Origin of the sequence: Streptomyces sp. H27-H5, assembly GCF_026627505.1 — a bacterium.
Lineage (GTDB): Bacteria > Actinomycetota > Actinomycetes > Streptomycetales > Streptomycetaceae > Streptomyces.
Genome location: NZ_JAPNLK010000003.1, coordinates 2,840 through 27,494, shown reverse-complemented (window position 1 = coordinate 27,494; position 24,655 = coordinate 2,840). Strand labels below are relative to the sequence as shown.

The following is a 24,655-nucleotide window of genomic DNA, read 5'->3' as shown; positions in this document are numbered from 1 at the left end:
ACCGGACCCGGCGCCCCCTCAGCGCACCTCGACGAACGCGGAAGCCGCCCGCGCGGGCCGCTCCGCCGGAGCCGCGGCGGCGTGGCCCACGGCCACCGCCCCCATCGGGTCCCAGTCCTCCGGGAGCGCCAGCACCTTGCGCACCACGTCCCGGCAGAACATCGTCGAGGACACCCACGCGGAGCCCAGCCGCTCCCCGGCCAGCGCGACCAGGAAGTTCTGGACGCCCGCGCCCATCGCGACCACGAACATCTCCCGCTCCGCCGCGTCCCGGCGCGCGTGCCCGTAGTCGTGCGCCCCGTCCATGACCAGGCACGGCACGACCAGGTACGGGGCGTTGCGGAGCACGTCGCCGCGCCGCACCCGTTTCGCGACGGACTCCTCGGACTTGCCGTCCCGCCGCAGGTCGTCGATCCACGCGTCCCGCATCGCGTCCAGGAGTTCCAGCCGCGCGGCGGCCGACTCCAGCAGCACGAACCGCCACGGCGTCGTGTGGTGCGGGGCCGGGGCCGTCACGGCCGCCGCCACCGCCCGGCGGACCGCGCCCGGGTCCACCGGCTCGTCAGTGAAGGCCCGTACGGTACGCCGCTGCGTCACGGCCTCGCGTACCGCCTCCGAGGTTCCCAGCCGGAACATGTCGTCGACGGACGGGCGGACCAGGTCGGCCGCCGAGGATCCCTCGCCGAGCAGGTGCGACAGCCCGCGCACGACGGCCACGGGAAGGCCCGAGGCCTTGCCCTTGACCAGGTCGCCGGCTGCGGCCAGTTCGTCCGCCGTGGCCACTATCGTCGCGCTCAGAGGGTTCCCGTGAGCGTCCGCGCCGCCGCGCAGGTCGTCCAGCACCCGCACGCCGGCCGAGCCGATCGCCACGTCGGTGAGCCCGGAGCGCCAGGGCCGCCCGAAGGTGTCCGTCACGATCACGCCGACGTCCACCGACAGCGCGGCCCGCAGCCCCTCGCGGATCGCCGCCGCCGAGGCGTCCGGGTCCTCGGGGAGCAGCAGCACCGTGCCCGGGGCGGTGTTCGAGGCGTCCACGCCGGCCGCCGCCATCACCAGGCCGCGGCGGTTCTCGACGATCCGCAGGGCGCCCCGGCGGGCGACCACGCGGACGGTCTCCGCGTCGATGGCGTCCTCGCGGGAGTCGGCCCGCACGATCCGGCCCTCCGCCTTGGACACGATCTTCGAGGTGACCAGGAGGACGTCCCCGTCGCGCAGCCCCGGTTCGGCCGCCGCGATCAGCGCGGCCAGGTCGTCGCCCGGGGCGACCTCGGGGATCCCGGGGACGGCGCGCACCTCGTAGGAGGGAACGGTCACCGGGAGGCCTCCGCCAGCTCCAACGCCGCCCGGGCCATCGCCGCGGTGGCGTCGAGGTCGGTCATCATCAGCGGGACCGCACGGCAGGTGATGCCGGCGGCCTCGACCTCGGCGACGGCCGCCGCGTCGGCGGTGTCCACCAGCCAGCCGTCGAGCAGGCCGGTGCCGTAGTGCAGGGCGACGGCCGCGGCGGTGGACTCGACGCCCACGGCGGCCAGCACCTTGTCGGCCATCCCGCGCACGGGGGCCCCCCCGACGATGGGGGAGAGGCCCACGACCGGCGCCGAGGCCGAGGCCACCGCCTCCCGGATGCCGGGCACGGCGAGGATGGTCCCGACGGAGACCACCGGGTTGGACGGCGGGAAGACGATGACGTCGGCGGCCGCGATGGCCTCCAGCACGCCGGGCGCGGGCTTGGCCTGCTCGGCGCCCACGGGTACGACGGCCTCCGCGTCCACCGCGGCGCGCATCTTGACCCAGTACTCCTGGAAGTGGATGACGCGGCGTTCGCCGGAGCCGGGCTCGGTGATGGCGACGTGCGTCTCGACCCGGTCGTCGGACATGGGCAGCAGCCGGACCCCGGGCTGCCAGCGGTCGCAGAGGGCCTCGGTGACGGCGCTGAGCGGGTAGCCCGCACCGATCATCTGGGTACGGACGATGTGGGTCGCGAAGTCGCGGTCGCCGAGGCCGAACCAGGTGGGTCCGACCCCGTACGCCGCGAGTTCCTCCTTGACGGTGAAGGACTCGTCGGTGCGTCCCCAACCCTGGTCCTCGTTGATGCCACCGCCGAGGGTGTACATCACGGTGTCCAGATCGGGGCACACCTTCAGCCCGAACAGGTGAATGTCGTCACCGGTGTTGCCGATGACCGTGATCTCCGCCTCGGGAACCGCCGACTTGAGTCCGCGGAGGAAACGGGCGCCGCCGATGCCGCCGGCCAGAACAACAATGCGCATGCGGACAGTCTGTCAGCCGCGGGCCGCCCGTCGAGGGGCGGTGGTCGGGTGACGGGTGGGACGGGCCGGGCGTCCGTCGATCAGACGGAAAGGGCCTCCGGCCTGGCCGGGGAGCAGCTGTGCATCGGCATCTCGGTGAGCCCGGGGAAGTAGACGTGCAGGCTGACCGCCCCGTCGAGGGTGTCGTTGACGACCTCGTGGGCGTAGCCGGGGGCGAAGACGCGCTGGGAGCCGGCGCGCAGGGTCAGCGGGCCGCGCGGGGCGTGCTCGGTGAGTTCGCCGTCCAGGACGGTCAGGACGCCGGAGGAGCCGCCGTGGTCGTGCCGGCCGCTGCCCTGCCCGGGGACCCAGCTGAGCAGCCAGACCTCGTAGCCGGGTCCGGTGCGCAGGCGGTGGTACCAGCGGGTGGTGGCGTCGTACTGGACCAGGTGCTCCCACTCCGCGCGGTTCTCGGCGATGGAGCGGGCGAGGCCCACGAACTCGGCGACGGTGGTCGGGTGTTCGCGGGCCGGCTGGAGGAGGTGCTGTACGGAGAGGATGTCGCCGGCGATCTGGAGGTCGCTCTCGACCATGGGCGCCGCGACGACGGGAACGGTGGGGGCCGCGGCGGTGGGGTGCGGGGCGGTGGTGCTGTTCATCGGGGGATTCCTCGACGGATGTCAGTCGTGCTGGCGGTTGCTGTGGGGAGCCGGTGCTCAGGGGAGCCGTGGCTCCGGTGGCATCAACAGCTGCAACAGCAACAGCGAACCTGGGCAGCGCGCAGGAACCCACGAATGGGGGTCCAGGTGGCGGCTGCGGGCGCTGACATGCGTACAAGGAGAACCGGCGAGGGGTCGGACTGTCAACCCAATGTCCGGATTGAGGCAAAAGTTTCACCTCATCCGGTTACTGAGTCCGGAGAAAGGTTTGTGCAGTGAGGTCCGGGGCATGTGCCGCCCCGAGAGTCGCATCAACCGCAATTCAAACCAACTGACGCCACTCGTGACCTGACTGTGATCCGCACCGCATCTCGGGACGGATCGCAACCACGTCACGCGGAGTCACGTCGGCTACGGGTGAGGGCGGGGTGCCGTTTCGGGTGCTGCTTTCAGGCCAGTGGCATGTGTCACGATTTTTGGCGATATGAACACTTACTGCATACGCTTGGTTCCGCAGAGTGAATAAGGGGCCCAATAGCAGATCTCGGCTTGACTGCGCTGGAGCCCCCCACTTGTAATTTCACTCGTGTCGTTACGTAGCGATCAGTGACGGCAACACCACGGGGACGCACAGACAGAGCGAGGGGCGCACATGACCGAGCTGTTTCAGGAACTGCTGGTCGAGGAGGCGGACGAGGAGCTCGGATGGCAGGAGCGCGCACTCTGCGCCCAGACCGACCCCGAGTCCTTCTTTCCCGAGAAGGGCGGCTCCACCCGCGAAGCCAAGAAGGTCTGCCTCGCCTGCGAGGTCCGCTCCGAATGCCTTGAATACGCCCTCGCGAACGACGAACGCTTCGGTATCTGGGGCGGTTTGTCCGAGCGTGAGCGCCGCCGCCTGAAGAAGGCGGCGGTCTGAGGCGCACCGCGCGCCGGCTGCCCGGCGCCGACGGCACCACCCACCTCATATCCGCCGGCACACCGGCCGCCGACCCTCCCGAAGACCGGCCCGCAGTACGATCCACCCGCGGATCCGCCCCGTCCGGAACCGCGCGCCGAACCGCAGGACGAACAGAGCAAACGGTCCGCCTCCCGCACCTTCCCCGCAGGAGGCGGACCGCTGTGTTCCGAGCCGTTAGTGTGGGGCGCTGTCCAGCAGCCTCCGAGGGCACACCACCCCCGGACCCCCGGCCGGAGGGCCCGTACCGCGATGTCCCTGCACAGCAACTCGTCGGCCTCCCACCAGGGCGCCGCCACCCCCGAGTTCCCCCGGCACGTCGTCACCGCGGTCCTCGTCGCCCATGACGGCGCGCGCTGGCTCCCCCGCGCCCTCGCCGGACTCCTCGGCCAGGAACGCCCCGCGCAGAACCACGTCGCCGCCGACACCGGCAGCGCCGACGAATCCGCGCGACTGCTGACCGAGGCCCTCGGCGCCGACCGGGTCCTGCACCTGGCCCGCCGCACCGGATTCGGCACCGCCGTCGACGAGGCCGCCCGCACCGCCGGCGTGCCGACCACCGAGGACCTTCCCTACCTCAAGCGCCCCAGCGGCTGGGACCCCGTCAGCCGCACCTGGCGGGACGACGCGTACGACCTCCCCGAACTCCCCCACGGCGAACCGGTGCAGTGGCTCTGGCTGCTCCACGACGACTGCGCCCCCGAACCCGACGCCCTCGCCGAACTGCTGCGCGTCGCCGAGGAGAACCCCGAGGCCGCCGTCATCGGCCCCAAACTGCGCGGCTGGTACGACAAGAAGCAGCTCCTCGAAGCCGGCGTCACCATCGCCCGCAGCGGCCGCCGCTGGACCGGACTCGACCGCCGCGAACAGGACCAGGGCCAGCACGACCAGATCCGCCCCGTCCTGTCCGTCTCCACCGCGGGCATGCTGGTGCGCCGCGACGTCTACGACGCCCTCGGCGGCTTCGACCGCAGACTCCCGCTCATGCGCGACGACGTCGACCTGTGCTGGCGCGTACAGAGCGCCGGCCACACCGTCCTCGTCGCCCCCGACGCCGTCATGCGGCACGCCGAGGCCGCCGCCCGCGAACGCCGCACCGTCGACTGCGCCGGCCGCTCCGCCGTCGGAGCCCACCGCGTCGACAAGGCCGGCGCGGTCTACACCGTGCTCACCAACAGCTCCGGCCGCGCCCTGCCGTACGTCCTGCTGCGGCTGCTCCTCGGCACCGTGCTGCGCACCCTCGGCTACCTCGTCGGCAAGGCCCCCGGCCAAGCCGTCGACGAGTTCACCGGCCTGCTCGCCACCCTGCTCCGCCCCGGCCGGATCCTCGCCGCCCGCAAGGCCCGCCGCGGCGCCGTCGTCCCCGCCAAGGAACTGCGCCCGCTCTTCCCGCCGCCCGGCGCCACCCTGCGCGTCAACGTCGAACAACTCGCCGGGTACTTCGGCGCCGACCGCGACAGCGACTCCGCCGGCGTCAGCAGACACGGCGGAGCCATCGAATCCGGCCCCGGCGGCGACGACGCCGACTACCTGGAGATCGAACAGTTCGCCCGGCTCAAGCGGATCGCCCGCAACCCGGCCCCCGTCCTCTTCGCCCTGCTCCTACTCGTCTCCCTCGTCGCCTGCCGCTCCCTGCTCTTCGGCGGCTCCCTCATGGGCGGCGCCCTGCTCCCCGCCCCCGACCGGGGCCTCGACCTCTGGCGCGCCTACACCACCGACTGGCAGCCCGTCGGCCTCGGCACCACCACCGGGGCCCCGCCCTACCTCGCCGTGCTCGGCGCCGTCGCCGGCCTGTTGTTCGGCTCCACCCAGGCCGCCCTGACCCTGCTGCTCGTCTGCTCGGTCCCGCTCGCCGGCCTCACCGCCTACTTCGCGTCCCGGCCGCTCGTCGAATCCCGGCTCCTGCGCGCCTGGGCCGCCGTCGCCTACGCCTTCCTCCCCGCCGTCACCGGCGCCCTGGCCGGCGGCCTCCTCGGCACCGCCGTCCTCGCCGTCCTGCTCCCGCTCATCGCCCGCGCCGCCGTCACCGCCTTCGGCCTGGGCGGACCCGCCGCCGAAGGCAGCTGGCGGGCGCTGTGGACGTACACCCTGCTGCTGACCCTGGCCACCGCCTTCACCCCCGTCGTGTGGCCGCTCGCCCTCGTCCTCGGCGCCGCCGCGCTCGTCACCCGCCGCGCGCGCTGGAAGACGTACGGACCCCGCCTCCTCGCCAACCTCGGCGTACCGCTCCTCGTGCTCGCCCCCTGGTCGCTGGGCCTGCTCAGCCACCCGACCCGCTTCCTGCGCGAGGCCGGACTGCCCTACGGGGCCCGCGCCGGCGCCCTCGACCTGCTCGGCATCAGCCCCGGCGGCCCCGGCGCCGGCGGCGGGCTGCTCCTGATCGGCGTCCTGCTCGCCGCGCTCGCCGCCCTGCTGCGCGCCGACCGGCGCTTCGCCGTCCGCGTCGCCTGGGCCACGGCCCTGACCGGGCTGCTCCTCGCCGTCCTCCTCAACCGCGACACCTGGGCCGGCCCCGCCACCCTCGTCTACGGCATCGGCCTCCTCGCGGCCGCCCTGCTCGGCGCCGACGGCGCCAAGTACCGGGTCGCCGCCAGCAGCTTCGGCTGGCGCCAACCGCTCGCCGCGCTCGTCGGACTCGCCGCGGCCGTCGGCCCGCTGCTCGCCGCCGCCGGCTGGATGTTCTCCGGAGCCGAGGGCCCGCTGACCCGCCGCGACCCCGCCCAGGTCCCGGCCGCCGCCGCCTACCTGAGCGGCGACACCAACCAGACCCGCACCCTCGTCCTGACCGGCGACTCGCCCGCCACCGTCTCCTACAGCCTGGTCCGCGGCTCCGGCGCCCGCCTCGGCGACGCCGAACTCCTCGCCGGCGCCGGCTCCGAACCCCGCCTCGTCAAGGTCGTCTCCAGCCTCGTCTCCGGCTCCGGCGCCGACCAGTCCGCCCAACTCGACGACTTCGCCGTCCGCTACGTCGTCCTCCAGCCCGGCGCGCCCGACCACTTTCGCCAGGTACTCGACGCCACCCCGGGCCTCAAGGCCGTCCAGGACGACGACGTCGCCTCCTGGGAGGTCGAACGGGCCCCGGCCCGCGCCGTCATCGTCCCCGGCCGCCAAGGCCAGGCCCCCGTCGCCATCGAAGCCGGACCCGTCGAGGTCCACACCACCATCCCGGCCGGCGAGGAGGGCCGGGTCCTGCGCATCGCCGACCGGGCCGACCCGGGCTGGCGGGCCACCGTCGACGGCAAGCCGCTCAAGGCCAAGACGGTGGACGGCTGGGCCCAGGGCTTCGAACTGCCCGCCGGCGAAGGCCGCCTGGACCTCGTCCACGAGGACGCCGCCGGCCGCGACGCCTGGCACTGGGCCCAGGGCCTGCTCGCGCTGGTCCTGCTCGTGATGGCCCTGCCGGGCCGCCGCGCCCGGCTCGACGACGACCTCCCCGAGGAGGACGCCGCCATCCCCGCCCAGGCCGACGCCGCCGGGGAAGGCCGGCGCGCCCGCCGCCTGCGCGCGGAGGCCGAGGCCGAACAGCGGCCCGCGACCCCGACGGCCGCCGTCGCCGACCCGTACGCGCAGATCCCCGCGCAGCAGGCGTACGGGGAGGAGCAGTACGCGTACCAGGACCACCCGTACGAGCAGCAGCAGACCCCGCAGGAGCCCACCCGGGAGCAGTACGCCGAGCCGTACCCGCCCCACGACCCCTACCAGCAGCAGCAACAGCAGTACCCGTACCAGTACGAGCCTTACGAGAACACCTACGGACAGCACGAACCGCGTCCGGACGGGAGCCCCCAGCAGTGAAGCAGCGCGCACCCCTGACGCTCGCGGCGGTGGCCGCCGCGCTGGCCGCCGTCACCGGCATCGCCTCACTGACCGCCCCCGCCGCCCCGGCCGCCGAGGGCGCCGCGGGCGCCTCCCGGATGCCCGTGGAACGGTCCGTGCTGACGTGCCCGGCACCCAGCACCTCGGACATCGCGGAGACCACCTACACCTCGATCACCCCCGGCAAGCCGGGCGCCCCCGGAACGGCCCGGCTCCTCACCAGGGACGGCAAGCCCGTCGTGCAGCCGAAGGAACCGGGCAAGCCCGCCGGAGCCGCCGCCTCGGGCGCCGAGGCACCCCCGCTGACCGGCTCCGCCGACGGGGTCATGGCCCCCGGCTGGACCGCCCAACAGACCACCAAGGTCGCGGTGGGCCAGTCCCGAGGCCTCCTCGGCGTCGCCTGCACCCCGCCCGGGACCGACTTCTGGTTCCCCGCCCTCAGCAGCGTCAAGAGCCGCCTCGACTCCATCCACCTGACCAACCCGGACGACACCGAGGCCACCGTCCAGGTGAAGCTGTACGGCCCGGACGGCCTGCTCAAGGACAAGCCCGGCAGCCCCGAACGGCTCCCCTACAAGGTCGACCCCCGCGCCAGCGCCAAGGTGATGCTGTCCGACTTCCTCCCGGGCACCCAGCTCGCCGACCTCACCGCCCGCGTCACCGTCGTCACCGGCCGGGTCGGCGCGACCGCGCAGATCGCCGAGGAGGGAGTCGGCGTCGACTGGCTGCCGGCGTCCACCGGACCCACGGGCAGCCTCGTCCTGCCGGGCATCCCCGCGGACGCCACCTCCGTCCGGCTCGTCGCCTTCGCCCCCGGCGAGGACGACGCCGACCTCAACCTCCGACTGGCCGGCCCCGGCGGCTCCATCAGCCCGGCCGGCAACGAGCAGGTCCACGTCAAGGCCGGCATGACGGCGAGCGTGGACCTCAAGGACGTCACCCGCGGCGAGGTGGGCTCCCTGCACCTGACCCCCGCGGACCCGAAGAAGGCCACCCCGGTCGTCGCGGCCGTCCGCGTGGTCCGCGGCACCGGCGCCAAGCAGGAGCTGGGCTTCCTCCCGGCCACCGCCCCCGTGGGCGCGCGGGCCACCGTCGCGGACAACCGGCTCGACGACAAGGCGACCCTGCTCGCCCTCACCGCCGCGGGCAGCGGGGACGCGAAGGTCCGCGTCACGGCCTCACCGGGCACCGACGGCGGCGAACCCACCGTCAAGGAAGTCACCGTCAAGGCGGGCACCACCCTGGCCGTGTCCCCGCCGCCGGCCCCCACCGGCGCGAAGGGCGCCTACGCCCTGACGCTGGAAACCCTCTCCGGAGGCCCCGTGTACGCCTCCCGCACGCTGACCCTGCCGCACGAGGGCATCCCCATGTTCACGATCCAGCCCTTCGGCGACGACCTCTCCACGGTCTCGGTCCCCAAGGCCGTCGAGGACCTCTCGATCCTGACCAGGTGAACCGGCGCGGGGCTCCGCCGGCACCCGGCGGAGCCCCCGCGGGAAGCAGCGACGGGCGGGCCCTCAGTCCTGCCCGTAGCGGGGATCCACGATCTCCGGCGAGAGCCCCAACAGCTCCGCCACCTGCTCCACCACGATCTCGTGGACCAGCATGGCCTTCTCGTCGCGCCCCTTCGCCCGGATCTCCACCGGCCGCCGGAACACCACGATCCGGGCCGGTCGCCCGTCCCGGGCCTCCACCAGCCCGCCGAGCGGCACCGCCTCGTCGTTCCAACCACCGTCCGCGCCCCCCGGCGGCCCCGGCACGTCCGCGACCACGAACTCCACCTCGGCCAGCTGCGTCCAGCGCCGCTCCAACCGCTCCACGGAATCCCGTACGAGATCACCGAAGAGCTCCGCCCGGCTCGCCGCCAGCGGTACCTGAGGTGGCGCCACCGGCCCCCGCATCCCCCGCCCGTGGCGGTCGCGCCGCCGGGGCCTCGGCTCGTGGGGGGTCCCTTCGGGACTCGTGGGAATCGGGGGCTTCAGCGGGCTGTCCGTCACCCTCGCAGGGTAGCCGTCACCCTGCCCCCCGGCAGGGCCTCCCGGCGGCCACGGCCCCATGTCGTACCGCGAGCAATCCGGCCGGGGGCGGGGCCCGTTCAGGGCGACACGGGGGCGTGCCCGGTGGGGGAGTCGTCGCGGCCCGGTCAAGAGTGCGGTACCGTCCAACGTCGTGAGCCTTGTACGTCGCTGTTCGCGCACCGCGTGCGGCCGCCCTGCCGTCGCCACACTGACGTACGTCTACGCCGACTCGACCGCAGTTCTCGGCCCGCTCGCCACCTACGCCGAACCCCACTGTTACGACCTGTGCGCCGAGCACTCCGAGCGCCTGACCGCCCCCCGGGGCTGGGACGTGGTGCGGCTGACCGACGGTTCGGCCCCCTCCCGCCCCAGCGGCGACGACCTCGAAGCCCTGGCCAACGCCGTGCGCGAGGCGGCCCGCCCGCACGACCGCGCGGCCCAGGCGGGCGGCTCCGCACCCGGCGCCCCCACCCCCGGCGAAACCCGGCGAGGCCACCTGCGCGTCCTGCGTTCGCCCGATTCCTGACCCGCCGATCCCCCCTCGGCTCGTCCGAAAGGGCGATCCGGGCACAGGGTAGGTTTGCCCCACCGCACGGATCCTTCAGGGGGGCAGGCAGTGGCCGCAGATCTTTCGAACATCGTCAAGGCGTACGACGTGCGCGGCGTCGTGCCCGACGAGTGGGACGAATCGCTGGCCGCACTCTTCGGCGCCGCGTTCGTCGAGGTCACCGGCGCCACCGCGATCGTGGTCGGCCACGACATGCGCCCCTCCTCGCCCGGCCTCTCCGCCGCGTTCGCCCGCGGCGCGGCCGCCCGCGGCGTCGACGTCACCCTGATCGGACTGTGCTCCACCGACCAGCTGTACTACGCCTCCGGAACGCTGGACCGGCCCGGCGCGATGTTCACCGCCTCCCACAACCCGGCCCGGTACAACGGCATCAAGCTCTGCCGCGCCGGCGCCGCCCCCGTGGGCCAGGACACCGGCCTCGCCACCATCCGCGAACTCGTCGAGAAGTGGACCGACGAGGGCGCCCCCGCCGTCCCCGCCGACACCGTCCCGGGCACCGTCACCGAACAGGACACCCTCACCGGGTACGCCGACCACCTCAAGGGCCTGGTCGACCTCACCGCCATCCGCCCCCTCAAGGTCGTCGTCGACGCCGGCAACGGCATGGGCGGACACACCGTCCCCACCGTCTTCGAAGGCCTCCCGCTGGACCTCGTCCCCCTGTACTTCGAACTCGACGGGACCTTCCCCAACCACGAGGCGAACCCCCTCGACCCGAAGAACCTCGTGGACCTCCAGGCCCGCGTGCTCGCCGAGGGCGCCGACCTCGGACTCGCCTTCGACGGCGACGCCGACCGCTGCTTCGTCGTCGACGAGCGCGGCGAGGGCGTCTCCCCCTCCGCCATCACCGCCCTGGTCGCCGCCCGCGAACTGGCCCGCAACGGCGGCACCGGCGTCGTGATCCACAACCTGATCACCTCCTGGTCCGTCCCCGAGGTCGTCAAGGAACACGGCGGCACCCCCGTCCGCACCCGCGTCGGACACTCCTTCATCAAGCAGGAGATGGCCACCTCCGGCGCCATCTTCGGCGGCGAGCACTCCGCGCACTACTACTTCAAGGACTTCTGGAACGCGGACACCGGCATGCTCGCCGCGCTCCACGTCCTCGCGGCCCTCGGCGGCCAGCCCGGCACCCTCTCCGACCTGGTCTCCTCCTACGACCGCTACGTCGGCTCCGGCGAGATCAACTCGACCGTCGCCGACCAGGCCGGCCGCACCGCCCTCGTCAGGAAGACCTACGGCTCCCGGGACGGCGCCACCGTCGACGAACTCGACGGCCTCACCGTGACCACCGCCGACTGGTGGTTCAACCTGCGCCCGTCCAACACGGAGCCGTTGCTGCGCCTGAACGTCGAGGCCCGCGACACCGCGACCCTCGAAAAGATCCGCGACGAGGTCCTCGCGCTCGTCCGCGCGTAGTCACCCGCCGGACAAGAAGCGCCTCGGCATCACCGGGCCGGGCCGCGTCACACGCGGCCCGGCGGTACGCTGACCTCGCCCAATCCGCATGTTCGAAGGGAAGCGCCCCATGCCGCTCGAAGCCGGCCTCCTGCAGATCCTCGCCTGTCCCGCCTGCCACTCGCCCCTCGACGACAAGTCGGCCGACGAGAACACCCCCGAGCTGATCTGCACCGGCCAGGACTGCGGCCTCGCGTACCCGGTCCGTGACGGCATCCCGGTCCTCCTCGTGGACGAGGCCCGCCGCCCCGCCTGACCCGCCCGCGCAGACGCTGAGACCGGTTCCGTCCCCCTGGGCCCTCGCCCCCGGGTCCGTCCACCCACAGCCGGAGGCCGCCATGCTCGACGAGTCCATCCTCGACGCACCGGACGATCTCGCCCGCGCCGACCGCCGCGGCCTGCTCCGCGGCGCCGCCGACGCCGGAGCCAGGGTCCGCACCGCCGCCCGGCACGCCGCCGAGGCCGGCCTGGCCGACCTGCGGCCCGACGGCCGCCCCCGCGCCGTGCTCATCGCGGGCCCCGGCACCGCCGCCACCGGCGTCGCCGACCTCCTCGGCGCCCTCGCCGGAGCCTCCGTACCGGTCACCCGCCTGCATCCCACCGGCGTCGCACACGCCGCCGGCGCACTGCGCTGGACCCTGCCCGGCTGGGCCGGTCCCGTGGACCTGCTGCTCGTCGCCACCACCGACGGCACCGAGCCCGGACTGGCCGTCCTCACCGAGCAGGCCTACCGGCGCGGCTGCACCGTCGTCGCCGTCGCCCCCGAACGCTCCCCGCTGAGCGAGGCCGTGGACGGCGCCCACGGAGTGCTCGTACCGATGGCCCGGGCCCCCTACCAGGAGTACGACGAATCCGCCGCGGCCGGCCCCGGCGCCCTGTGGGCCCTGCTCACCCCGCTCCTCGTCCTCCTCGACAAGGTCGGACTCGTCACCGCCGCACCCGACACGCTCCTGCTCGTCGCCGACCGGCTCGACCGCACCGCCGAACGCTGCGGCCCCGCGATCGCCACCTACTCCAACCCGGCCAAGACCCTCGCCACCGAACTCGCCGACTCCCTCCCGCTCATCTGGAGCGAGGGAGCCGGAGCCGGCCCGGCCGGACGCCGGTTCGCCGCAACCCTCGCCGAACTCGCCGGGCGCCCCGCCCTCGCCGCCGAACTCCCCGAGGCCCTGCCCGCCCACGGAGTGCTCCTCTCCGGGGCCTTCGCCGCCGGCGCCGACCCCGACGACTTCTTCCGCGACCGCGTCGACGAACCCCAGGCGATGCGCGCCCGCGTCGTCCTGCTGCGCGACCGACCCACCGGCGGACTCAGCGCCGCACCCGCCGCCCGCGAACTCGCCCTCGGCCACGACACGGCCATCAGCGAACTCGAACCCGAGGAGGGAACCGAGTTGGAACAGCTCGCCGAACTCCTCGCCATCACCGACTTCGCCACCGCCTACCTGGCGTTGGCGTCAGGGGGACACCGCTGAGGCACACCCGTGCCCGCCTGCCCAGCCCCACATCAAGACCCAGGAAGACGACGATGGACCGTCTGACGAACACCATCCGCCCCTACGCGTGGGGATCGACCACCGCGATCCCCGCCCTCCTCGGGATCGAGCCGACGGGCGAACCCCAGGCCGAGATGTGGATGGGCGCCCACCCCGGAGCGCCCTCCCGCCTCGACCGCGGAGCCGGCGAGACCACGCTGTCGGACGTCATCGCCGCCGACCCCGCCCGCGAACTCGGCGCGGCCACCGTGGCCAGGTTCGGCCCCCGACTGCCCTTCCTCTTCAAGATCCTCGCGGCCGACGCCCCCCTCTCCCTCCAGGTCCACCCCGACCTGGCACAGGCCAGGGCGGGCCACGAGGACGAGGAACGCCGAGGCGTCCCGATCGACGCGGCCCACCGCAACTACAAGGACGCCAACCACAAGCCCGAGATGATCTGCGCCCTCACCCCCTTCGAGGGACTGTGCGGCTTCCGCGCCCCGCTGGAGACCGCCGACCTCCTCGCCGGCCTGGAGGTCGACTCCCTCAAGCCGTACGTCGACCTGCTGCACGCGCACCCCGAAGAGGCCGCGCTGCGCGAGGTCCTCACCGCCGTCCTCACCGCCGACCGCGCCGAGATGGCCCGCACGGTCACCGAGGCGGCCGCCGCCGCCGACCGCCTCGGCGGCCCCTACGCGCCCTACGCGGCCCTCGTCCACGACTACCCGGGCGACCCCGGTGTCATCGCGGCCATGCTGCTCAACCACGTACGGCTCCAGCCCGGCGAGGCCATGTTCCTCGGCGCCGGCGTCCCGCACGCCTACATCGACGGCCTCGGCGTCGAGCTGCTCGCCAACTCCGACAACGTGCTGCGCGCGGGCCTCACCCCCAAGCACGTCGACGTGCCCGAACTGCTGAAGATCGTGCGGTTCGAGTCCGGCGACCCCGCCGTGCAGCGCCCCGAAGGCGGCGCCGAGGAGGTCTACGAGACCCCCATCGACGAGTTCCGGCTCTCCCGCTTCCTCCTCGCCCCCGGCGGCGCCCCGCAACTCCTCCCCGACACCACCCCGCAGATCCTGCTCTGCACCGCCGGTTCCCCGAAGGCCGGCGAACTGACCCTGGCCCCCGGCCGGTCCGTCTTCGTCCCCGCGGGCGAAAAGGCCGAACTGTCCGGTAGCGGTACCGTCTTCCGCGCCACCGTCGTGGTCTGACGTACCGTCCCTACCGGCGGCTGCGACAATATGCGGCCGTAGCGCGGCGCCCCGGCCCTGGGGCGCCGCATCGAGGAAGGGACACCCAGCACCCATGAGCGCGTCGGGCGGTACCAGGGCGATCGTGGCGGCACTCGCCGCCAACCTCGCCATCGCCGTAGCCAAGTTCGTGGCCTACGTCTTCAGCGGTTCGTCGTCGATGCTCGCGGAGAGCGTCCACTCGCTCGCGGACTCCGGCAACCAGGGGCTGCTGCTCCTCGGCGGCAAGAAGGCCAAGCGCGAGGCCACGCCCCAACACCCCTTCGGGTACGGGCGCGAGCGCTACATCTACGCCTTCCTGGTGTCCATCGTGCTGTTCACCGTCGGTGGCATGTTCGCCATCTACGAGGGCATCGAGAAGATCAACCATCCGCACCCGATCGAGCAGTGGTACTGGCCGATCGGCGTCCTCGTCTTCGCGATCATCGCGGAGTCCTTCTCCTTCCGCACCGCCATCAAGGAGTCGAACGAGATCCGCGGCTCGCTCAGCTGGGGCCAGTTCATCAAGCGCGCCAAGGCCCCCGAGCTCCCCGTCGTCCTCCTCGAAGACCTCGGCGCGCTCATCGGTCTGGTCCTCGCCCTCGGCGGCGTCGGTCTGGCCCTGGCCACCGGCGACGGCGTGTGGGACGGCATCGGCACCCTCTGCATCGGCGTCCTGCTGATCATCATCGCCATCGTGCTCGCCGCCGAGACCAAGTCGCTGCTGCTGGGCGAGGCCGCCGGCACCGAGGACGTCGACAAGATCACGGCAGCCATGGTCGACGGCGACGTGGTCACCGGCGTCATCCACATGCGCACCCTGCACCTCGGCCCCGAGGAACTGCTCGTCGCCGCGAAGATCGCCGTCCGGCACGACGACACCGCGACCGAGGTGGCCAACGCCATCAACGAGGCCGAGGCCCGCATCCGCGCCGCGGTCCCGATCGCCCGGGTGATCTACCTGGAGCCGGACATCTACAACGCCGAGGCCGCCGAGGCCGGCGCCAACCCCGCCGCCACCCCCGGCGGCGATCCCGCCCACTGACACACCCGAGAACGTACGAAGGCCCCCGCGACCCACCGGCCGCGGGGGCCTTCGCCCGTCCCGCCCCGGCTACGCGATCTCGCGCAGCACCGCGAGGACGGCCCGCTCGTCCGGTGCGCACTGCAATCGGGCCCGGAAGTCGACGTCCATCAACTTGCGCGACAACAGGGCCAGGATCCGCAGGTGTTCGTCACCGGCCGCCGCCTCCGGCACCGAGATCATGAAGACCAGGCGGGCCTTCGTCCCGTCCAGCGAACCCCACTCGACGCCCTCGTCGGACCGGGCGAAGCCCACCGTCGGCCGGGTGACCGCGTCCGTCTTGGCGTGCGGGATCGCGATCGACTCGCCGAGCCCCGTCGTCCCCTGCGCCTCCCGGGCGAGGGCGACCCGTACCAGCTCCTCCACGTCACGGACGTTGCCGGTGGCCGCGAGCATCTCCGCCATCTCGCGGATCGCCGCCTCCTTGGTGTCCGCGATCAGCTCCGTCCTCACGGTCCGCGCGGTCAGGTAGCCGGACAGCACCTCGGCCCCACCGTCGTCCGCGCCGGCCGAAGGCCCCGCCACGACCGTCGCGGTCGCGGTCGCCTTCGCGGCACCGGCACCGGCACCGGCACCGGCACCGGCACCGGCACCGGCACCGGCACCGGCAGCGGCAGCGGCAGCGGCGGTCCGCGGGGCCGGGACCGACCCCTCGGCCGCGCCCGCCGCACCGGCGCCCACCCCGACGAGCACCGGCTCGTGCACCGCGCCCGGTACCGGCTCGGCGGAGCGGCCCCGCCGCTCCTTGAGCCCGATCAGCGCGTTGGTCGTCAGCGCGGTGACCGCGACACCCGCGGCGATGGCGACGAAGAACATCGCGAGCCCGCTCACCGCGCCGAACAGCGCGACGATCGGACCGCCGTGCGGCACCGAGTTCTCGACCCCGGCCATGCCCGCGACGGCGCCGGCCACGGCGCCACCGAGCATGTTCGCCGGGATGACCTGCGCCGGTCGCGCGGCGGCGAACGGGATGGCGCCCTCGGAAATGCCGAAGAAGCCCATGAAGAGAGCGGCGATGCCGGTCTCCCGCTCCTGATCGCTGTAGAGCCGGCGCCGCAGCAGCGTGGCCAGGCCCTGCCCCAGCGGCATGACCGGGATGGCGGCGGCGGCCATGCCCATGACGGCGTTGTTCGTGCCGATGAGACCCACGGCGACGAGGAAGGCCGTCTTGTTGACCGGGCCGCCCATGTCGAAGGCGATCATCAGGCCGATCAGCGCGCCGAGCACGATCGCGCTGGAGCCGGTCATCCCGTTCAGCCAGTCGGTCAGGTGCGTGAACACCCAGGAGATCGGCTGCCCGATCACATGGATGTAGAGCAGACCGAGGGCCAGCGTCGAGACGATCGGGATCACGATGATCGGCATGATCGGCTGTACGAACCTCGGGACCTTGACCTTCTTGATCCAGATCACCAGGTAGCCGGCGAGGAAGCCCGTCGCGATGGCGCCCAGGAACCCCGCGTTCGCCTCCGCCCCGTAGACGGTCGTGGCCTCCGCGGCCAGGAATCCGCCGAGCATGCCCGGCACCAGCGCCGGCCGGTCACCCAACGCGAAGGCGATGTACCCGGAGAAGATCGGCAGCATCAGCTTGAAGCCGAGGCCGCCGAGGGCGTTGACGTAGAACCAGAACGACCCCTCGTCGAAGGTGATGCCCTTCGCGGACGCGTGGCCGCCGAGCGCGATCGAGACGGCGAGCAGCAGACCGCCCACCACCACGAACGGGATCATGTGCGAGACGCCGTTCATCAGCGCCTTGTACGCGGCGCTGCGCTCGTTGCCGCCGCCACCGGAGTTCTCCGACGACGTCGCCCCCGACTGCACCGGCGCGCTCCGCACCCGCTCGATCAGCTCCTCGGGCCGGTGGATCCCGTCCGCGACCCCCGTCGACAGGACCCGCTTGCCCGCGAACCGCGTGCGATCGACCTCCTTGTCGGCGGCGATGATGATCCCGTCCGCCTCCCTGACATCGTTGTCATCCAGTACGTTCTCGGCCCCGATGGACCCCTGGGTCTCCACCTTGATGTCGATGCCGAGCCGCTCGGCGGCCTGCTGGAGCTTCTCCGCAGCCATGTAGGTGTGCGCGATCCCCGTGGGGCACGCGGTCACGGCGAGCAGCTTCAGGCGCCTGCCCCCGCTTGCGCCCCCGCCACCGGGAGGGCCTGCCGGACTGGTCACTGGGTTCTCCTTCGTGCAGTCGGTCCTGTGGGATCGCACTCGCGACCCGATCCCACCGCATCCTTCTCCACACGAGGGGGCGACCAAAAGACCGAAAGGCCCTGAACCCCTCCGCAGGACGGCCCGAATCCGGTCGGCACTTCTTCTCCGGCCCGCTGGGGCCCACCGGGCCGGTCGGTGTAGATTCGTCCTCAGTGTCAGGCGTCGCTGCTGATGGCGGTCGGGCGGTCCTCGTGACCGGCCGAGGGGAGAGAGGGCCCCCGACGGACTGTGCTCGGTGCACGGGTCCGCCCATGCACGGCTCAGCCGTACCCACCCTCTCGAACCATGAGGAGCAGCACCCATGGACTTCAAGGTCGCAGACCTCTCCCTCGCCGCCTTCGGCCGCAAGGAGATCACCCTGGCCGAGCACGAGATGCCCGGCCTGATGTCGATCCGCGCCGAGTACGCCGAGGCCCAGCCGCTGGCCGGCGCCCGCATCACCGGCTCCCTGCACATGACCGTGCAGACCGCCGTGCTCATCGAGACCCTCGTCGCCCTCGGCGCCGACGTCCGCTGGGCCTCCTGCAACATCTTCTCCACCCAGGACCACGCGGCCGCCGCCATCGCGGTGGGCCCGAACGGCACCCCGGAGAACCCGCAGGGCGTCCCCGTCTACGCCTGGAAGGGCGAGACGCTGGAGGAGTACTGGTGGTGCACGGAGCAGGCGCTGACCTGGCCGAACACCCCCACCGGCGGCCCGAACATGATCCTCGACGACGGTGGTGACGCCACCCTCCTCGTCCACAAGGGCGTCGAGTTCGAGAAGGCCGGCGCGGCCCCGGACCCGTCGACGGCGGACTCCGAGGAGTACGCCCACATCCTCACCCTCCTCAACCGCACCCTCGGCGAGGCCCCGCAGAAGTGGACGCAGCTCGCGTCCGAGATCCGCGGCGTGACCGAGGAGACCACCACCGGCGTCCACCGCCTGTACGAGATGATGGCCGAGGGCACCCTGCTCTTCCCGGCGATCAACGTGAACGACGCCGTCACCAAGTCGAAGTTCGACAACAAGTACGGCTGCCGCCACTCCCTCATCGACGGCATCAACCGCGCCACCGACGTCCTCATCGGCGGCAAGGTCGCGGTCGTCTTCGGCTACGGCGACGTCGGCAAGGGCTGCGCCGAGTCGCTCCGCGGCCAGGGCGCCCGCGTCATCGTCACCGAGATCGACCCGATCTGCGCCCTTCAGGCGGCCATGGACGGCTACCAGGTCGCGACGCTGGACGACGTCGTGGAGACGGCCGACATCTTCATCACGACCACGGGCAACAAGGACATCATCATGGCCTCGGACATGGCCAAGATGAAGCACCAGGCCATCGTCGGCAACATCGGCCACTTCGACAACGAGATCGACATGGCCGGCCTGGCCAAGATCGACGGCATCGTCAAGGACGAGGTCAAGCCCCAGGTCCACACCTGGAAGTTCCCCGACGGCAAGGTCCTGATCGTCCTCTCCGAGGGTCGCCTGCTGAACCTCGGCAACGCGACCGGCCACCCCTCCTTCGTCATGTCGAACTCCTTCGCGGACCAGACCCTGGCCCAGATCGAGCTCTTCACGAAGCAGGCGGAGTACCCCACCGACGTCTACGTGCTCCCCAAGCACCTCGACGAGAAGGTGGCCCGCCTCCACCTCGACGCCCTCGGCGTCCGCCTCACCACCCTGCGCCCCGAGCAGGCCGCCTACATCGGCGTCAAGGTCGAAGGCCCGTACAAGGCCGACCACTACCGCTACTGATCCCCGGCGGATCCGCGGCACGGCACCACAGGCAGGCCCCCGGCACCACGCCGGGGGCCTGCCCCGTCCCCGCCCCGGGCCCCCGACCACCCGGGCCCCTGCGGCCCATCCGAGAATTGGGACCCGATGCCCCGCGGCCGCTACTCGCTCCACGACCCGCACGACCACACGCCCCTCGGCGAGGAGCACTTCCACTGCGCGCCCGGCCCCTCCGGATGGCGCTACGTCGCCCAACGCACCACCCCGAGCGGCGACCACGCCGGCTCGGTGGACCTGGCCGTCGACGAGATCGGCCGCCCCATCCGGCTGGAGGTCAACGCCTCCGGATGGCAGGTCCGCGGCGCCGCCGTCGACGGCGTCACCTGGGTCCGGACCGATCCCGCCGGCGCGGAGGCCACCGAGGGCAACGTCCGGGCGCCCGGCTTCACCGGCACCTCGCCGGCCTTCCTCGTCGCGACGACCCGCCTGTTGCGCCTGACCCCGGGCGCCCCCGCCACCCGCGTCCGACTGCTCGCCCTGACCGACCCGGTCCTCGCCGCCCGCACGGTCGACCAGGCCTGGGAGCTCACCGGCCGCGAGGAACACCCCACCGACAGCGGCCCGCTCACCGTGGACGCGTACCGCGTCACGGCCCTGGACACCGGCGAGGTCCACACCGTGCACATCGCCGGCGACGTCGTGCTCTCCGCCCCCGGCATCGAACTCGAACACCTGGAGACCCCGCCCTCGACGTTCGAGGACCCGGCCCCTTAGCCCCTCACGGTCACGCGGTCCCTCGCGGTCACCGGCCTCAGGCGGGCGGCGCGAACCCGGTGCGGCCGCGCGGCGGCTCGACGGGCGAGACCCGCGCCGGAGCGACCGCCTCGGGCCGGACGGGCGGCGCGACCGGCGCCGTCACCACCGGCGCGGGCACCGCGGGCATCGCGCCGTACGGCACGGGAGCCGGCGCGGCCTGCGCTCCGTACGGGGCCTGCGGCGGAGCCGCCCGGAAGGCCCGCGCCGCCTCGCGCGACTGCCGCTCGTGCACCACGGCCGCCAGGAACGCGGCGGCCGGCACGCCCGCCGGCGGCGGGGTCCCCGTACGCGCCACGACCTCGTCCGCGAGCTTCGCCGCCATCGCGGCGCCCGTGTGCGGGTCCAGCTGGTTCATCCGCGTCAGGTACTGCCTGATCGTCAGCCACAGTCCGTCCGGTACCGCCGACAGGTCCAGTCCCGTGAACCGCCCCGCCAGCCACGGCGGCGGCGGGGGCACCGGCATCACCCGTGCTCCCGGCACCCGCTCCCGGACCACCAGCGTCCCCGCGAACACGTCACCGAGCCGCCGCCCCCGCGACGACACCAGGGAGGCGATGCAGGCCACGCTCCCGAAGGTGATCAGCAATTCCACGACCCCCATCGCGCCGCGCACCAGCGCGTGCCGGAACCGGATGGGCCCGCCGTCGTCCCGCACCACGCGCAACCCCAGCGCCAACTTCCCGAGCGAACGTCCGTGGGTGAGCGTCTCCACGGCGATCGGGACACCGACCAGCACCAGCAGGAACATGCCCACCGAGACGGCGGCCTGGGCGGCGTCGTCCAGCGAGGCCGTCGCGAACACGATGCCGATCGAGACGAGCAGGTATCCGGCGCCGTAGACGAGCACGTCGAGACAGATCGCCAGCGCCCGGCTCGGCAGCCTCGCAGGCCTCAACCCCAGGACGACCGCGTCCCCCGTCACCAGATCGCTCACTGACGCGCACCCTTCATCCGCCCTGACCCGCCCCTGTTTCCCCCAGTCTGCCAAGCTGACCACAGGAGAAGTAAGCGGTGGCGGCTGGGCTGGGGCAGGGGAGCGGTAAACCGGATGGATGTCGACGTCTTCGTGGCGGCCCACCAGGCGCAGTGGGCGCGTCTGGAACAACTCCTCGGCCGGGGCCGGCGGCTCACCGGCGAGGAGGCGGACGAACTCGTCTCGCTCTACCAGCGCACCTCCACCCACCTGTCCCTGATCCAGTCGAGCGCCCCGGACCCGATGCTCGTCGGCCGCCTCACGCAGCTCGTCGCCCGCGCCCGCTCCGCCGTCACCGGCGCCCGCCGGGCCGGCTGGCGCGACGCCGCCCGCTTCTTCACGGCCGGCTTCCCGGCCGCCGTGTACCGCAGCCGCCGCTGGTGGATCCCCACGGCCGTGCTCTCGATAGCCGTCGGCGTCCTCCTCGGCTGGTGGATAGCCACCAACCCCGAGGCGCAGAGCGTCATCGCCGCCCCGGACGACCTGAGGCGACTCACCAAGCCGGGCGGGGAGTACGAGACGTACTACTCCAGCCATCCCGCGGCCTCCTTCGCCGCGAAGGTCTGGACGAACAACGCGCAGGCCGCCGCGATGTGCCTGGTCCTGGGCGCGTTCCTGGGGCTGCCGGTGCTCTGGATCCTGTTCCTGAACATGGCCAACCTCGGCGTCGGCATCGGCCTGATGGCATCCGCCGGTCGCCTCGACGTCTTCCTCGGCCTGATCCTTCCGCACGGCCTGCTCGAACTGACGGCGGTCTTCGTCGCCGCGGGCATGGGCCTGCGCCTGGGATGGACGGTCATCGACCCGGGACCCCGCACCCGCCGCGCCGCCTTGGCCGAACAGGGCAGAGCCGCCCTCGGCATGGCCATCGGCCTGGCCTTCATCCTCTTCATCTCCGGCCTCATCGAGGGCTTCGTCACCCCGTCCGGCCTCCCCACCTGGGCCCGCATCGCCATCGGCATCGCCGCCGAGGCGGCCTTCCTGGTCTACGTCTACGTCCTGGGCGGTCGCGCCGCCCGTGCCGGCGACGTGGGTGACGTCGAGGAAGCCGACCAGACGGCGACGCTCCCCACCGCGGCCTGATGTGCGGACGAGCCGGCCGAGCTGCTAGTCTCCTCGTCGTCCCGCAAACACCGTTGACACGGTCGCAGCGGGGAGGTAGATTCGAACGGTTGCCTCGAACTGGACAAGTTCGGCAGCGATGGTTTAAAGTCTCTCTCGCCCCCAGGAATTGAATTCCAAGTGGGCACAATCGACTCTTCTTCCAGAAAGTCTGAAGCCGGGAAATCCGGTGGAAAACCTCTGATAGAGTCGGACTCGCCGGAAAGGGAAACGCGAAAGCGAAGAACTGGAAAGCAAAACCCGCTTCGACCGGGAATCGGACACGAAAGAGTCTGATAGAGTCGGAAACGAAGGAAGCGCCTGGAGGAAAGCCCGAGAGGGTGAGTACAAAGGAAGCGTCCGTTCCTTGAGAACTCAACAGCGTGCCAAAAATCAACGCCAAAAGTTGATACCCCGTCCATTTCGGTGGATGAGGTTCCTTTGAAAAAGACCTGTGAGGTCACCATCCCTCGGGATTGTGGTGCTTGCAGGCGATTACACAGCGAGGACGCAGTGGTCGATCGGTCTTATTCCGACATGATCGGCCCGCTCTAAGTGCGTGTGCACCCGATTACGGGTAAATATTCATGGAGAGTTTGATCCTGGCTCAGGACGAACGCTGGCGGCGTGCTTAACACATGCAAGTCGAACGATGAAGCCCTTCGGGGTGGATTAGTGGCGAACGGGTGAGTAACACGTGGGCAATCTGCCCTTCACTCTGGGACAAGCCCTGGAAACGGGGTCTAATACCGGATAACACTCCTGCCTGCATGGGTGGGGGTTAAAAGCTCCGGCGGTGAAGGATGAGCCCGCGGCCTATCAGCTTGTTGGTGGGGTAATGGCCCACCAAGGCGACGACGGGTAGCCGGCCTGAGAGGGCGACCGGCCACACTGGGACTGAGACACGGCCCAGACTCCTACGGGAGGCAGCAGTGGGGAATATTGCACAATGGGCGAAAGCCTGATGCAGCGACGCCGCGTGAGGGATGACGGCCTTCGGGTTGTAAACCTCTTTCAGCAGGGAAGAAGCGAAAGTGACGGTACCTGCAGAAGAAGCGCCGGCTAACTACGTGCCAGCAGCCGCGGTAATACGTAGGGCGCAAGCGTTGTCCGGAATTATTGGGCGTAAAGAGCTCGTAGGCGGCTTGTCACGTCGGATGTGAAAGCCCGAGGCTTAACCTCGGGTCTGCATTCGATACGGGCTAGCTAGAGTGTGGTAGGGGAGATCGGAATTCCTGGTGTAGCGGTGAAATGCGCAGATATCAGGAGGAACACCGGTGGCGAAGGCGGATCTCTGGGCCATTACTGACGCTGAGGAGCGAAAGCGTGGGGAGCGAACAGGATTAGATACCCTGGTAGTCCACGCCGTAAACGTTGGGAACTAGGTGTTGGCGACATTCCACGTCGTCGGTGCCGCAGCTAACGCATTAAGTTCCCCGCCTGGGGAGTACGGCCGCAAGGCTAAAACTCAAAGGAATTGACGGGGGCCCGCACAAGCAGCGGAGCATGTGGCTTAATTCGACGCAACGCGAAGAACCTTACCAAGGCTTGACATATACCGGAAAGCATTAGAGATAGTGCCCCCCTTGTGGTCGGTATACAGGTGGTGCATGGCTGTCGTCAGCTCGTGTCGTGAGATGTTGGGTTAAGTCCCGCAACGAGCGCAACCCTTGTCCTGTGTTGCCAGCATGCCCTTCGGGGTGATGGGGACTCACAGGAGACCGCCGGGGTCAACTCGGAGGAAGGTGGGGACGACGTCAAGTCATCATGCCCCTTATGTCTTGGGCTGCACACGTGCTACAATGGCCGGTACAATGAGCTGCGATACCGTGAGGTGGAGCGAATCTCAAAAAGCCGGTCTCAGTTCGGATTGGGGTCTGCAACTCGACCCCATGAAGTCGGAGTTGCTAGTAATCGCAGATCAGCATTGCTGCGGTGAATACGTTCCCGGGCCTTGTACACACCGCCCGTCACGTCACGAAAGTCGGTAACACCCGAAGCCGGTGGCCCAACCCGTAAGGGAGGGAGCTGTCGAAGGTGGGACTGGCGATTGGGACGAAGTCGTAACAAGGTAGCCGTACCGGAAGGTGCGGCTGGATCACCTCCTTTCTAAGGAGCACAGTACCGATTGCAGACAAATGTTCTGCACGGTCAGCTCATGGGTGGAACGTTGATTATTTGGCACGGTCTTCCAGATGGATCACAAGTACTGCTTCGGCGTGGAAAGTGACTCACTGATGGAGGGTCGTGCCTGGCACGTTGTTGGGTATCTGAGGGTACGGCCGTAAGGTTGTATCTTCGCGATGCCGGCCCCAGTGAACTA

General features: G+C 71.5%; 18 protein-coding genes and 2 rRNA genes (1 of these 20 only partly in view). 14 read left to right on the top strand and 6 right to left on the bottom strand.

Going from position 1 to position 24,655, the window contains the following annotated elements:
* Positions 1 to 18 precede the first annotated feature (18 nt).
* The 3 genes from OTB19_RS01880 to OTB19_RS01870 all read right to left on the bottom strand — a co-directional run bounded on the left by OTB19_RS01880 (position 19) and on the right by OTB19_RS01870 (position 2,842).
* Positions 19 to 1,314: a coenzyme F420-0:L-glutamate ligase gene (locus OTB19_RS01880; RefSeq protein WP_267796151.1), complete on the bottom strand. Its 1,296-nt coding sequence runs from the start codon at positions 1,312 to 1,314 to the stop codon at positions 19 to 21.
* Positions 1,311 to 2,270, bottom strand: coding sequence for a 2-phospho-L-lactate transferase (cofD, locus tag OTB19_RS01875; protein WP_267796150.1), 960 nt, complete (start codon positions 2,268 to 2,270; stop codon positions 1,311 to 1,313). Before cofD ends, OTB19_RS01880 begins: the two co-directional genes overlap by 4 nt.
* 80 nt (positions 2,271 to 2,350) lie before the next feature.
* Positions 2,351 to 2,842, bottom strand: a complete 492-nt coding sequence (locus OTB19_RS01870; protein WP_267796238.1) for a cysteine dioxygenase — start codon at positions 2,840 to 2,842, stop codon at positions 2,351 to 2,353.
* Positions 2,843 to 3,560: 718 nt separating this feature from the next.
* Here OTB19_RS01870 and OTB19_RS01865 point away from each other — a divergent pair.
* The 3 genes from OTB19_RS01865 (at position 3,561) to OTB19_RS01855 (ending at position 9,133) form a co-directional block, all read left to right on the top strand.
* The gene (locus tag OTB19_RS01865; protein ID WP_003983763.1) at positions 3,561 to 3,824 is read left to right on the top strand and encodes a WhiB family transcriptional regulator; all 264 of its coding nucleotides are present in this window, start codon (positions 3,561 to 3,563) and stop codon (positions 3,822 to 3,824) included.
* A gap of 291 nt (positions 3,825 to 4,115) precedes the next feature.
* Complete coding sequence (locus tag OTB19_RS01860) at positions 4,116 to 7,658, top strand: glycosyltransferase family 2 protein (RefSeq protein WP_267796149.1); 3,543 nt, start codon at positions 4,116 to 4,118, stop codon at positions 7,656 to 7,658.
* Positions 7,655 to 9,133: a DUF5719 family protein gene (locus tag OTB19_RS01855; RefSeq protein WP_267796148.1), complete on the top strand. Its 1,479-nt coding sequence runs from the start codon at positions 7,655 to 7,657 to the stop codon at positions 9,131 to 9,133. Before OTB19_RS01860 ends, OTB19_RS01855 begins: the two co-directional genes overlap by 4 nt.
* 63 nt (positions 9,134 to 9,196) lie before the next feature.
* On the opposite strand, the gene OTB19_RS01850 is transcribed toward OTB19_RS01855, so the two are convergent.
* Complete coding sequence (locus OTB19_RS01850; protein WP_420716774.1) at positions 9,197 to 9,736, bottom strand: metallopeptidase family protein; 540 nt, start codon at positions 9,734 to 9,736, stop codon at positions 9,197 to 9,199.
* 112 nt (positions 9,737 to 9,848) lie between these two features.
* Between OTB19_RS01850 and OTB19_RS01845 the strand changes: the two genes are divergently transcribed.
* The 6 genes from OTB19_RS01845 (at position 9,849) to OTB19_RS01820 (ending at position 15,469) form a co-directional block, all read left to right on the top strand.
* Positions 9,849 to 10,223 carry a DUF3499 domain-containing protein gene (locus OTB19_RS01845; RefSeq protein ID WP_267796147.1) on the top strand — a complete coding sequence of 125 codons (375 nt, stop codon included), beginning with the start codon at positions 9,849 to 9,851 and terminating at the stop codon, positions 10,221 to 10,223.
* Positions 10,224 to 10,313: 90 nt separating this feature from the next.
* The gene (locus OTB19_RS01840; RefSeq protein WP_267796146.1) at positions 10,314 to 11,684 is read left to right on the top strand and encodes a phosphomannomutase/phosphoglucomutase; all 1,371 of its coding nucleotides are present in this window, start codon (positions 10,314 to 10,316) and stop codon (positions 11,682 to 11,684) included.
* Positions 11,685 to 11,793: 109 nt separating this feature from the next.
* A complete protein-coding gene (locus OTB19_RS01835; protein WP_267796145.1) occupies positions 11,794 to 11,979 on the top strand; it encodes a Trm112 family protein in 186 nt (61 codons plus the stop codon).
* 82 nt (positions 11,980 to 12,061) lie between these two features.
* The gene (locus tag OTB19_RS01830) at positions 12,062 to 13,195 is read left to right on the top strand and encodes an SIS domain-containing protein (RefSeq protein WP_267796144.1); all 1,134 of its coding nucleotides are present in this window, start codon (positions 12,062 to 12,064) and stop codon (positions 13,193 to 13,195) included.
* A 53-nt stretch (positions 13,196 to 13,248) separates the two neighbouring features.
* A complete protein-coding gene (gene manA, locus OTB19_RS01825) occupies positions 13,249 to 14,406 on the top strand; it encodes a mannose-6-phosphate isomerase, class I (RefSeq protein ID WP_267796143.1) in 1,158 nt (385 codons plus the stop codon).
* A gap of 94 nt (positions 14,407 to 14,500) precedes the next feature.
* Positions 14,501 to 15,469, top strand: coding sequence for a cation diffusion facilitator family transporter (locus tag OTB19_RS01820; protein ID WP_267796142.1), 969 nt, complete (start codon positions 14,501 to 14,503; stop codon positions 15,467 to 15,469).
* A gap of 69 nt (positions 15,470 to 15,538) precedes the next feature.
* On the opposite strand, the gene OTB19_RS01815 is transcribed toward OTB19_RS01820, so the two are convergent.
* Positions 15,539 to 17,683, bottom strand: coding sequence for a fructose-specific PTS transporter subunit EIIC (locus tag OTB19_RS01815; RefSeq protein WP_267796141.1), 2,145 nt, complete (start codon positions 17,681 to 17,683; stop codon positions 15,539 to 15,541).
* A 343-nt stretch (positions 17,684 to 18,026) separates the two neighbouring features.
* Here OTB19_RS01815 and ahcY point away from each other — a divergent pair, with 343 nt between their 5' ends.
* Together ahcY and OTB19_RS01805 are read left to right on the top strand one after the other, a co-directional pair.
* The gene (gene ahcY, locus OTB19_RS01810) at positions 18,027 to 19,463 is read left to right on the top strand and encodes an adenosylhomocysteinase (protein ID WP_267796140.1); all 1,437 of its coding nucleotides are present in this window, start codon (positions 18,027 to 18,029) and stop codon (positions 19,461 to 19,463) included.
* 126 nt (positions 19,464 to 19,589) lie between these two features.
* Positions 19,590 to 20,216, top strand: coding sequence for a hypothetical protein (locus OTB19_RS01805; RefSeq protein WP_267796139.1), 627 nt, complete (start codon positions 19,590 to 19,592; stop codon positions 20,214 to 20,216).
* A gap of 37 nt (positions 20,217 to 20,253) precedes the next feature.
* Here the strand turns inward: OTB19_RS01805 and OTB19_RS01800 are convergent, their stop codons facing one another.
* Positions 20,254 to 21,192: an RDD family protein gene (locus OTB19_RS01800; protein ID WP_267796138.1), complete on the bottom strand. Its 939-nt coding sequence runs from the start codon at positions 21,190 to 21,192 to the stop codon at positions 20,254 to 20,256.
* Positions 21,193 to 21,306: 114 nt separating this feature from the next.
* Between OTB19_RS01800 and OTB19_RS01795 the strand changes: the two genes are divergently transcribed.
* The 3 genes from OTB19_RS01795 to OTB19_RS01785 all read left to right on the top strand — a co-directional run.
* Positions 21,307 to 22,314, top strand: a complete 1,008-nt coding sequence (locus OTB19_RS01795; RefSeq protein ID WP_267796137.1) for a stage II sporulation protein M — start codon at positions 21,307 to 21,309, stop codon at positions 22,312 to 22,314.
* 602 nt (positions 22,315 to 22,916) lie between these two features.
* Positions 22,917 to 24,441 (top strand): 16S ribosomal RNA (locus tag OTB19_RS01790).
* Positions 24,442 to 24,575: 134 nt separating this feature from the next.
* Positions 24,576 to 24,655 (top strand): 23S ribosomal RNA (locus OTB19_RS01785); it runs 2,799 nt beyond the window's last position.
* The 16S and 23S rRNA genes sit together here, the layout of an rRNA operon.